Source organism: Gottfriedia sp. NPDC057991, assembly GCF_042886615.1.
GTDB lineage: Bacteria > Bacillota > Bacilli > Bacillales > Bacillaceae_G > Gottfriedia.
Window position 1 is genome coordinate 459,484 of sequence record NZ_JBHVQN010000002.1, and the last position, 11,446, is coordinate 470,929.

10 protein-coding genes are annotated in these 11,446 nt (G+C 32.0%); 7 read left to right on the forward strand and 3 right to left on the reverse strand.

The window, feature by feature from the left end; all coding sequences use genetic code 11:
* Positions 1-41: 41 nt before the first annotated feature.
* From ACFVR2_RS09645 to menC, 4 genes are read left to right on the forward strand one after another with little or no spacing between them, the layout of a single operon-like run.
* A complete protein-coding gene (locus tag ACFVR2_RS09645; RefSeq protein WP_387361153.1) occupies positions 42-896 on the forward strand; it encodes a MurR/RpiR family transcriptional regulator in 855 nt (284 codons plus the stop codon).
* Between the two features lie 24 nt (positions 897-920).
* The gene (locus ACFVR2_RS09650) at positions 921-2,057 is read left to right on the forward strand and encodes an amidohydrolase (RefSeq protein WP_387361155.1); all 1,137 of its coding nucleotides are present in this window, start codon (positions 921-923) and stop codon (positions 2,055-2,057) included.
* Between the two features lie 13 nt (positions 2,058-2,070).
* A complete protein-coding gene (locus tag ACFVR2_RS09655; protein WP_387361157.1) occupies positions 2,071-2,901 on the forward strand; it encodes a GNAT family N-acetyltransferase in 831 nt (276 codons plus the stop codon).
* Between the two features lie 25 nt (positions 2,902-2,926).
* A complete protein-coding gene (gene menC, locus ACFVR2_RS09660) occupies positions 2,927-4,042 on the forward strand; it encodes an o-succinylbenzoate synthase (RefSeq protein ID WP_387361159.1) in 1,116 nt (371 codons plus the stop codon).
* Between the two features lie 713 nt (positions 4,043-4,755).
* Here menC and ACFVR2_RS09665 read toward each other — a convergent pair.
* Genes ACFVR2_RS09665 through ACFVR2_RS09675 form a run of 3 tightly spaced genes read right to left on the reverse strand, consistent with a single transcriptional unit; the run spans position 4,756 to position 8,111 of the window.
* A complete protein-coding gene (locus tag ACFVR2_RS09665; RefSeq protein ID WP_387361161.1) occupies positions 4,756-5,943 on the reverse strand; it encodes a hypothetical protein in 1,188 nt (395 codons plus the stop codon).
* Between the two features lie 17 nt (positions 5,944-5,960).
* Complete coding sequence (locus ACFVR2_RS09670) at positions 5,961-7,160, reverse strand: DUF58 domain-containing protein (protein WP_387361163.1); 1,200 nt, start codon at positions 7,158-7,160, stop codon at positions 5,961-5,963.
* The gene (locus ACFVR2_RS09675) at positions 7,161-8,111 is read right to left on the reverse strand and encodes an AAA family ATPase (protein WP_387361165.1); all 951 of its coding nucleotides are present in this window, start codon (positions 8,109-8,111) and stop codon (positions 7,161-7,163) included.
* 398 nt (positions 8,112-8,509) lie between these two features.
* Here ACFVR2_RS09675 and ACFVR2_RS09680 point away from each other — a divergent pair, with 398 nt between their 5' ends.
* The 3 genes from ACFVR2_RS09680 (at position 8,510) to ACFVR2_RS09690 (ending at position 11,437) form a co-directional block, all read left to right on the forward strand.
* Entirely contained in the window at positions 8,510-9,682 is a 1,173-nt protein-coding gene (locus ACFVR2_RS09680; protein WP_387361167.1) for a CapA family protein, read from the forward strand.
* A gap of 706 nt (positions 9,683-10,388) precedes the next feature.
* A complete protein-coding gene (locus ACFVR2_RS09685; RefSeq protein ID WP_387361169.1) occupies positions 10,389-10,979 on the forward strand; it encodes an RNA polymerase sigma factor in 591 nt (196 codons plus the stop codon).
* A complete protein-coding gene (locus ACFVR2_RS09690) occupies positions 10,976-11,437 on the forward strand; it encodes an anti-sigma factor (RefSeq protein ID WP_387361171.1) in 462 nt (153 codons plus the stop codon). The genes ACFVR2_RS09685 and ACFVR2_RS09690 overlap by 4 nt, the downstream gene beginning before the upstream one ends.
* The last annotated feature ends 9 nt before the right edge of the window (positions 11,438-11,446 follow it).

An 11,446-nucleotide genomic window follows, 5' to 3' on the forward strand; every position in this document is an offset into this window, starting at 1 on the left:
TAAGTGAAGGATAAACTTCATCATTGGAAGGATTAAAAATAATGGAGCGACCTAATTTTAAATTGTTAGTTAAGGAAAAATTTTCACAATTATCACCAGGTCAAAAAAAAGTAGCGACTTATATGATTGAAAATCTTGAGGAGTGTGCCTTTAAAACTGCTTATCAAATTGGAAAAAAAGCTGATGTAAGTGAAACAACGGTCATACGTCTTTCATATGCACTCGAATTTGAAGGCTTCAGTGATCTGCAGTTATGTGTTCAAAATGAGTTTATTCATTTAAGTAAAGCCGATTATCTAAAAGAAAAAGAAGAGATAAAAAATGTAGAAGGTCAAAATACTTTTACAAAAATTATCGAAAATGAAATAAATATTTTAAGAAACTTATTACAACCTTCGAATATTAATGAAATTTCAAAAGCTGTTGAAGCAATTACCTGTGCGGATCAAGTGTTAATAGTTGGTCATCGTGTATCTCATATAGCTGCGTATTGGTTTTCAAATACGTTGAGCTCAATTAGAGGTAATGTAATGTATTGTTCTCCAGCAGGTGACTTTTATGAAAAGTTTTGTAATTTAACAGAAAAATCAGTTGTTGTTGCATTTTCTTTTCCAAGGTATGCAAAGGAAACACTAACAATTGCAGAATGTACGAAAGAAAATGGAGTATGTTTAATTTCAGTTACTGATCGATTATTATCACCGATTGGTCGAATTGCAGATATTGTTCTAACAACAGAAGAAAATGTGGAAAGTGGTTCTAACTCAATCGCATCAGTTATTAGTCTATTAAATTTAGTAATTGCCGGATTATATGAAAAAGACAAAAAAAGAATTCAACTGTATCAACAAAAATTGGAAAAAATTTATTCTACCTATGAAGTATTTATTGAATAGAAAAAACAGTTAGGAGCTTATCTTATGAATCCACAATCTTATCTAGATCATAATCAAGAAACTATTTTAAAAACTTACAGGGATTTACATAAGCTTGCTGAGCCTAGTTGGCATGAAGAAAAAACAGCAAAGTATTTAAGAGAACGACTGAATGGTGCAGAAGTTGAAATTAAATCGTTTAAAAATCATTTTGGATTTATTGCTGAAATTAAGGGACAAAATGATACAGTTGTAGCGCTAAGAGCTGATATGGATGCACTAGTTCAAGAAGTTGATGGTGTTGTAATGGCAAATCACTCATGTGGTCATGATGCTCATAGTACCATGGTTTTATATGCAGCGTTGGCCATTTCTGCAAGTGGTATAAAGCCAAAACATACGATTCGATTTATCTTCCAGCCAGCTGAAGAAAAGGGTGAAGGAGCCCTTCAAATGATGGAAGATGGTGCATTAGACAATGTCATTTCATTGTTTGGCGTCCACTTAAGACCAGAAAGAGAAGTACCTTTTCAAAAGGCATCTCCTGTGATCATACATGGTTCTGCTGAAACGATTAAAGGTACAATTCGAGGAGTTCAGGCTCATGCATCTAGGCCACAAGATGGTATTAATGCGATTGAAGTAGCTGCTGAAATAGTAAATAAATTAAAGCAAATAAATTTAAATACGGATATCCCTCATTCAATTAAAATGACCCAAATTCAAACTGAAAATGAAGCATCAAATACGATACCAGAAACGGTGAAGTTTTCACTTGATGTTAGAGCGCAAACAAATGAAATTATGAATCAATTAAACGCGAGTACAGTTGAGGTTTTTGAGGAAACGATGAATGAATCAAAAGCTAAGATTTCGTGGTCTATGGAAGAATTTGTTCCAGCGGCCGTACAAAACGAGCAGGCAATAAAAATTACCGAAATAGCCATTGCTGAAATAATCGGACATGAAAACGTAGTGCCTGAATGCATTTCAAACGGTGGTGAGGATTTCCATTTTTATACAAATAAATATCCTCAAATTGCTGCGACAATGGTCGGTTTAGGATGTGGATTAACTCCGGGGTTGCATCATCCTCATATGAGTTTTAATTTAGAAGCACTTCATTATGGAGCAAAAATTTTAACTCAAACAGTTTTATTAGCATCAGAACAAGAACAATGAAGAGGTGAATGAAATGAATCAATCTGAAGTTAATTCTGGAATTAAGATCCGTTCCCTTCATTCAATAGAAGAAATGGAGCAGGTGCGAAAATTAGAGTCTAAAATTTGGGGATTTGAGGATTCGATTCCTACTCATCAAACAATTACAGCAGCAAAAAATGGTGGCTTAGTATTAGGTGCATATTTTGAAGAGAAAATGGTTGGATTTCAATATAGTTTTCCTGGATATGATGGACAAAATGTATATCTTTGTTCACATATGCTGGGAATTGACCAAGAGTTTCGTAATAAAGGGATTGGAAAATTGCTTAAAAATGCCCAGCGAGAAGAAGCTATTAAACTAGGCTATAAATTGATTACTTGGACTTATGATCCATTAGAAACCGCAAATGGCTATTTAAATATTTCTAAGCTAGGTGGAGTTTGTAATACGTATATTGAAAACTGTTATGGAGAAATGGAAGACTTATTAAATAGTGGAATTCCATCTGACCGTTTTCTAGTTGAATGGTATATTGCAAAAGGGGAAGAGGATAAAGAGAATTTGAGACCATTTGAATTAGATGAAGTTGTTAAAAATTCTCTTATTAAATGGGAAGAAAACAATGACGGAATACCAATACCAATTCAAAACGATATCGATGAAAATAACGATTTAGCCTTTGTTGCGGTACCAAAAGATTTCCGAACAATTAGAGAAACGAATATAAAAGTTGCAAGCCAGTGGCGAATGCTTACTAGAGAGTCCTTTAAAAAATTATTTCAAAGCGGATGGAAAGTTACTGGATTTTTTAAGAATTCAGAAACGGAAATGCCAGTTCATTTTTATGTACTGAACAAATAGAAAAGTAATAAAGGAGAGTTCGGAAATGAAAATTAATAAAGTAATATTACGCCATATGAAGCTGGATTTATTGCATCCATTTACAACAAGTTTTGGAACTGAATATGACCGTGAGTTCATTCTATTAGAAGCGATAAGCGAAGACGGTATATCAGGTTGGGCTGAATCTGTTGCGATGCTTGATCCACTATATAATGAAGAAACTTTAAAAACAAACTGGCATATTCTAGAAGATTATCTAATTCCAATCGTTTTAAATAATGATATTAACCACCCAGACGAACTTTCCGAAAAGTATTTCTCACATATTCGTGGGAACTATATGGCCAAAGCTGCCATAGAAGGCGCTATTTGGGATCTTTATGCTAAACAAGAAAATATTTCACTTTCAACTGCGTTAGGTGGAACGAAAAAGGAAATCGAAGTAGGAGTAAGCATTGGGATTCAAGATTCAATCGATTCAACAATTAAAATCATCGACAACCGACTTGAAGAAGGCTATAAAAGATTTAAATTAAAAATTAAACCAGGCTGGGATATTGAACTGATCGATAAAGTAAGAAAAGTCTATCCAACTATTCCTTTAATGGCGGATGCTAACTCAGCATACACATTATCTGATATGGATCAATTAATTGCATTAGATGACTATAATTTAATGATGATCGAACAACCACTTGCATACAACGATATAATCGATCACGCAGATTTACAAGAAAGAATGAAAACTCCAATCTGTCTAGACGAGAGTATTCACTCACTAGAAGATGCTAGAAAAGCACTAAAACTAGGAAGCTGTAAAATTATTAATATTAAAATTGGTCGAGTTGGCGGACTAACTCAATCAAGAAAAATACATGATCTATGCCAGGAAAATGGAATTCCATTATGGTGTGGTGGAATGCTAGAATCAGGAATCGGAAGAGCCCATAATATTGCAATCACATCATTACCTAACTTCATTCTACCTGGAGACACAGCAGCATCTGCATTATACTGGGCTGAAGATATTATCGAGCCAGAAGTAACCGTAGAAAATGGAATGATCACCGTACCTACCGAACCAGGCATCGGGTACGACCCACATATGAAAAATATTGAAAAATATACAATCAGTACGAAAGTTTACAATAAGAATTAAATACAAAGAGGAGAAAACACAAACCTAGTTAAATGTATGGATTGTGTTTTTTTTTTGGACTTATGAACATTTAATGAGTAAGTAAATTTCATCATTATGATTATTTAGTAACTCATGCCGCCATTATGAGTAAGTATGGAACAGCAAATCGCTTAAATAGTAACTCATGCCGCCTTTATGAGTAAGAATGGAACAACAAATCGCTTATTAAGTTACTCATGCCGCCTTTATGAGTAAGTATGGAAGAACAAATCGCTTATTTAGTTACTCATGACACCTTTATGAGTAACTATGGAAGGACAAATCGCTTATTAAGTAACTCATGCCGCCTTTATGAGTAAGTATGGAAGAACAAATCGCTTATTAAGTTACTCATGATGCCTTTATGAGTAAGTAGAAAACACCATTTTGCTTTTTTTACTGGTTAATGTTTAGTTTTGAACGATTCTCACTCGATTTATTGTTATTTCTTCTATTTTTTTGAATCTGATTATCTATTTCATCATGATGCCAAGCTTTATTTGCAGTTTTCATAGTTTTAATTGTAGATTTGGTTATTTTAATTGCAGATTTGCCAAATTTAATTGCAGTAATGGCAAATTTTATTGCACTTAAGCAAAACTAATTGCACCTACGCAGATTTATTAGAAGTCTCAACTTTTGAACAACGTGAAAACCCAAACCTAAGTACAAGGTTTGGGTTCTTTATGTTCTTAATCTTCTTCTTTATTCTTGTTTTTAATCCGATCCTTGATTCTTCTCACTTGTTCTTCGTATTTCTCAATATCCTTTATTTCACCTTTACCATAGCGCACTGAGTTATATGCATTGATTAGTTCATCTTCATACGGCATTTGAATTCGCTCCAACCACTCTTTTAATGTTTCATTTTGGTGTCGACTCATATTGTATTTAGATGCATATTTTTGAAGTTGGAAGATTAGTTTTCTGATTTGCTCTGTTGGGGCAGAGTGTTTGAAAAATCGTCTTTTTTTCCTCTTATGTTCTGGTATTGGATTAGATTCAATACTGATTTCATGTTGGACAGTATGTTTTTTATTGCGTATATAAGAAAGCTTTCTTATGATTAGCCAAATTACGATTAAAGCGATAATCAGTAATAATAACCATACCCAAGTAGGAGTCGACTCTAAAATATAATGGTGATTACGGATATTTTGCGGAAGTTTATCTTCAGCACTTGAATTTTGACTTAGCTTATTTTTTTTCTCTTTAATAGTGATGTGATCTACATAGTTAAACAAAGGAGTTCCTAAAATACCAACTGCTCTAAATAAACCGTCTAATAATTTAAAAATCCCCCACTTTAAGATCGGTAAGATTAACGATATGATACCAGTAATCAGAACAGCTATACTAATAGATCCTATAATTCCTCGATAGTTTTTAATGGTTTTTGTAGTGACTGCTTGTTGAAAGTATCTACCTAAACTAAATAGAATTGTAAAAATGATGATGATCCATAATATCAAGTTCATATAAGAATAATGTGAAGTCCAGCCAGAAAAGAGGACTAACAAACTTGTTAAATAAAAAATAATTTGTAATCTATTTCGTTCTTCGATCCATAACGAAGTGTCTTTAAGAAAAGCCTCAATTCGAAAATAGATAAAGCTAGCACATAAAATAGATGCAACCGAATGTAAGCCAAGAGTGTAACTGATTCCTCCAGAAATAATGGCTGCTAGAAACGGAATTACTCGTGATACTCGAGACTTTCGTAATGAGTAAAGTAAAAATAGATTTCCAATTATAAAAATACAAATGAACGCCAAAGTAGGTGGCAGTTGATTTTTTGATTCATATAAAAATAATACGATTAAATAGAGTAATAGATATTCTAATGAAAAAAAGTATGTAGAAAGTAAACGTAAAATCATTTCATTATCCTTTCGACTTAATGTTGTCCAAATGGAACAAGCGTTGGACTTTCTAGATCATCTTGTAGATAATAGATGCTTTGGCCACGTTTTCGCATTTGAGCGAAATACCGATCTCCTTGCTTACCGAACGGGCCACATAAAATAACAACAGGAGATTTTCGTTGTTGCTTTTCTACGTAATGCAGTAATTTATCAATCGGCTGTGTCATCATTGCGCCATTAATTCGAGCAAGAATTTCATAAGTTTTACTTAATTGAGATTTACCTCCACCAATAGGTAAATGATAAACAGGAACTCCGCTTTCCATGTTCAAATTTAGAAATATTTCATAATTTATATTTTTTATTGCAGCATATTGAACTATATAGGCAATATTACTAGCAATTGATTCGATGTTATCAATTATACTTAATCTAAAATTATCATGATGAGGTTTACGTAAATTTATAATAAATGTAATTGAATAATCGGCAGTTCGTTCATAAATTTTCGTTTGAAGTACTTGAGTTTTAGCACTAGCTTTCCAATGGATTCGATGAAATGAGTCTGAATATACATAGTCTCTTGTTCCAATCGGAGCTAGAAAATCTTCAAACATACTAGAATTTGTTACAAAACTGCCATATGAGTTAGTTGAAATTATTTGGTCTATTTGAGGTACAGGAATTAAAGTAGGATAAATAATAATTTCTTTGTGTAAAAATGGTTTATAGGTTATATATATATAACCTAAACTGAAAAAATTTGAAATTTTTAATTCTATTGATTTAATTCTAGTAACACCACGTTTAGTAGCTGAAAGTGGTAAATTAATTTGGATCGTTTCGTTACCTTTAAGTTGAATAGGAATCATTAGTTCTAAATTTGAATCGCTACTAACAGTTTTAAAATTTATACTATCTACTATTGTTTCTAATTTTATTCGAACTGTTGCGTTAATAATTGGTAACCAATGATTCTGTGTTATCTTTATAGGTAAATTAAATTGTTCCCCGACTGTAACTCGAATGGGTTCCTTGTCGTTTTCGATGATCAGGCGATCAGAAATATGTTTTAAATAGTATCGACTCATCAAACTAATGATGATTAAAAATCCTCCTAAAAACATTACTAAATAGGAAGGTTGAAAGAAATTAATGATTAAAAATATGACTCCAAAAATAATTAGTATATCAAGTGAATTTTTACCATGTATTTCTTTATGCCAAGTCATTTATTGACCAGCCCCAGCTTCAACAGGAACTTCAACATCATTTAAAACTGATTTAATAACTTGAATAGCGTTTTTCTTTAAGGATGCTTCAAGAGTCAAGACTAATCTGTGTGAAAGGAGATAAATCGCAACATCCTTCACATCTTGTGGGGTGACAAATGATCTATTGTTTATATATGCTTTACCTTGTGAAGCTCTCATTAGTGCCAATGTACCTCGTGGACTAATGCCAAGTTGTATATCTTCATGATTTCTCGTTGAATGAATTATATTTAAAATATAATCCTCTACTTCTTCCGAAATTGTAACAGTCTTCACCTGTTCTTTCATTTCATCAATTTCTTCTAAAGTTAGTACATTTTTTAAATTCGAAAATGGAGTATTTGAACGATATGACTTCATAATGCTTTTTTCTTCTTCAAATGTAGGGTATTCCAAACTAATTTGCATAAAAAATCGATCCATTTGTGCTTCAGGTAATGGAAACGTACCTTGTTGTGATTCAATTGGATTTTGGGTTGCGATAACAATAAATGGATTTGGAAGAGGAATAGTTTCTCCATCGATTGATACTTGGCGTTCTTCCATTACTTCTAATAAACTAGCTTGGGTTCTAGGTGTAGCACGATTAATCTCATCTGCTAATAAAATATTCGTCATAACAGGACCGATTCGAAGTTGAAAGTCTTGTTCTTTTGGATGAAAAAATTGAATACCTGTTACATCACTAGGTAATAAATCCGGAGTAAATTGTATTCTTTTAAACGAGCCATTTATCGTTTTGGCGAAGCTTTTAGCTAATTGTGTCTTTCCAGTACCAGGGACACTTTCTAATAGAATATGCCCATTATTAATGAGAGCGATGAAAATCATTTCAACGACATCCTCTTTACCAATTATCACGTGACTAATCTCTTTCTTTAATTGTAATAACTTTTCTGATCTATACATTGTTCTCTCCTTATCTTTGAAAACGTTTTAAGAATTATTAAATATGAATTTGTGATCTGTTTAAAAATCAAAAAATGTTGATCATGCTATTATTTTAATAGTTCAACATTAGTAAAGTCCAATAATTCTCAATTTTTAAAATCTATTAAAGTAAACGATTAATATTAGTTGATATTTTTTAATAAACACTGTAGAATATATAGTTTGTTTGTTAAAAAATGGAAATAACTTAAAAGGAGTACAGTTGGGAACGTCGGTGATAGACGAAAGTTTTTAAGGTCTTAAAGTGTATTAAATGATGATAAGGATTAAAATATTAATAGATAAAGGTTCGGATTGTTTTGTCATTCCCTATTCTATGCATTCCAATGAACCTCCCTTTAACAGGAGAGAAAAAGATGAAAAAAATAATTGTAATATTATTAACCTGTTTTTTTGCGTTACTTTGCGGGTGTACAAAAAATAATCAAGAGGATCACACTGTAAAAGAGAATAAACGAAATACAGAACAGGTTAAAGAGCAGAAAGAACCGATAAAAAAAACAAATCAGATTGTTTCAAAGGTGACCGTTGGTGCCGTTGGTGACCTCTTAATTCATAATGAAGTTTATGAAGATGCTATGCTTCCAAATGGTGTATATAACTTTAATAAAATGTTTGATGAAGTTAGAAAAACGATGGAAAAGCCAGATATTTTAGTAGCGAATCAAGAAACGATGATTGGTGGAAAGCAATTCGGATTATCTACGTATCCAGCGTTTAATAGTCCATATGAAATTGGAGATGCACTCAAAGGTGCTGGGGTGGATTTTGTCACACTGGCCAATAATCATTCGCTTGATCGAGGTGAAAAAATTATACGAAGTGCGATTTCCCATTGGGACGCTATTCATATGCCATATACAGGTGCTTTTATATCACAAGCAGATCATGACCAAATTAGAGTGATAAATAAAAATAATATTCGATTTTCATTTCTTGCTTACACATTTGGTACAAATGGGATTCCCGTACCTAAAGGAAAAGATTATTTAGTAAATTTGATCGACCTTGCCAAAATACGTAGTGATGTTGCAAGGGCAAAGAAAGTATCAGATGTAGTAGTAGTAGCTATGCATTGGGGTGTTGAATATGAAAGAATGCCGAACAATACCCAAAAGAATCTTGCAAAACAATTGGCTGATATGGGAGTTCAAATTATTATTGGAAATCATCCTCACGTCCTGCAACCGCCGGCATGGATCACTGGAAAAATGGGGAATAAAACAATCGTTTTTTACTCATTAGGAAATTACTTATCAGCTCAAGATGAAATTTATGAGTTAATTGGTGGAATGGGTACAATTGATGTGGTTAAAACTAGAACTGATCAAAATGTAAAAATTGAATTGGCAAATCCAGGTTTTTTTCCAACTTATAATTACTATCGTGATAATCGTAATTTTAAAATTATGTCTTTGGAAAATATTGATGATGTCAATCTGAAAAATGGCAAAATGAGATACAACGAAATAATGAACCATATGCGAACAAATATTAAGGATTTAAAGAGTATTCCTGAGATTCAATAGAATCGAAAATGTTGGCTATATACTTAAACATTGAAGATTGTTTGTACAAGCTCTCTAGATGTTGAAATAAACATATATTAAGAGAATTTTATTGATAATATTTATCATTTTTTGATGATCTAATAATGATTTTAAATGTTAATATGTTTGAGCAGTTTTTATAATACCATTAACTTTAGTAATTGTTTATTTTTAAGAAGTTAAAAATATTTAAGAACTAATTTTTAGAAAAACATGTTCAAATGATCATTATACTAAGTTGATGGTGGACTTAATTGATCTACTAAAATGATTAACAAGCTGTTATGCTACTCAAAGTAAAGGATATTAAATTAGGTTTTTAGAGTAATCATTTTTTGATGAATAAGTTGATTGGAACGAAAGGGGGTCTCGACTCCTATGGGATAAGGGGGAAGGCTGAGACCCCGCAGGCTTGCTGAGGAGGCTAAAGAATCTCGCCCCATGGAAAGCGAGCACCCCGTAGTGGAAATCAACCTCACTAAACTCCTTTTACGAAAATTTGGTAATTAATTGGAAAGCTTGTTTTTACAAGCTTTTTTTGTCGTTTATTAATTAAATAAGAGTATTACTCACAAACTATTTTCTAACTGTAGTGGAAATCAACTATTCTTCTTTTATTTGAGTAAAAAAGATTGTTAAAAAATTTTTTTATAAAAAATTTATTTTTTTTGCAGGGTTTTTAAATTTGTCTTCGTCTAAAGTTATGGAAGAGGAAAGAGGTGATGCAATGGAGTCGGATGAACAATTAGTAAGGAATATAGTAAAGGGGAATCATCAACTATTTAAAGAATTAATAGTAAGATACCAATCTAAGGTATTTGCAGTAGCACTGAAAGTTTCAAATAACCAAAAGGATGCTGAAGATATTTCACAAGAAGTCTTTCTCCAATTGTATCGTTCTCTGGAAAACTTTAACGGAGAATCAAGTTTAGCCACATGGATTTATCGAATTACAATGAATAAAGCAATTGATTTTAAAAGAAAACAAATAAAACAACAGGAAAATGAAACTAGTGAATTACTTACTACTTTACCAGAAGAGAATTTATTATCACCTGAAGAAGCTTTAATAAAAACGATTGATAAAGAACTTATTCATTCATATTTAATTGAATTGCCACAGGCATATAGCGATGTATTGAAATTATATTATTTTGAAGAACTTACCTATGGGGAAATAGCTTTGAAATTAAATGTAGCCGTTAAAACTGTAGAATCACGTTTATATCGAGCCAAACGTTTAATAAAAGACAAGCATAAAGGAGGGATCATTTGAAACATTTAACTTCTGACCAACTATTATCGTATCAACAAAAGAAGCTTTCAAATAAAGAATCTCTTTTGCTTGAACAGCACTTAAATGAATGTATCTCATGCCAGGCGGAACTCGAACTTCTTAAAGAATTAGACAAGGAATGGATGAATCCACCTGATTTACATTTTTCAGATGAGCTAGTGAACGAAATAATGAAACAAACTGAATCAATACAGATTACGGAAAAAGCGAATGAAAAGAAATCTAAAACAAATTCAAAAAAAGTTCGCTTTATCCATTTAGTATTGGCTGCTGCAGCAACATTTTTATTTTTCCAATTTCAATTAACTGAACGGATTACAAATTCAAATCGTCACGTTGTACAAACGATTGATCAGACGTCTTCATTAATTGAAAAAAGTGAAAAAATTAAACTATCAATTCCAATTCCAAAAATTTTGAAAGGAAATAAAAAATAATGGAGGTAC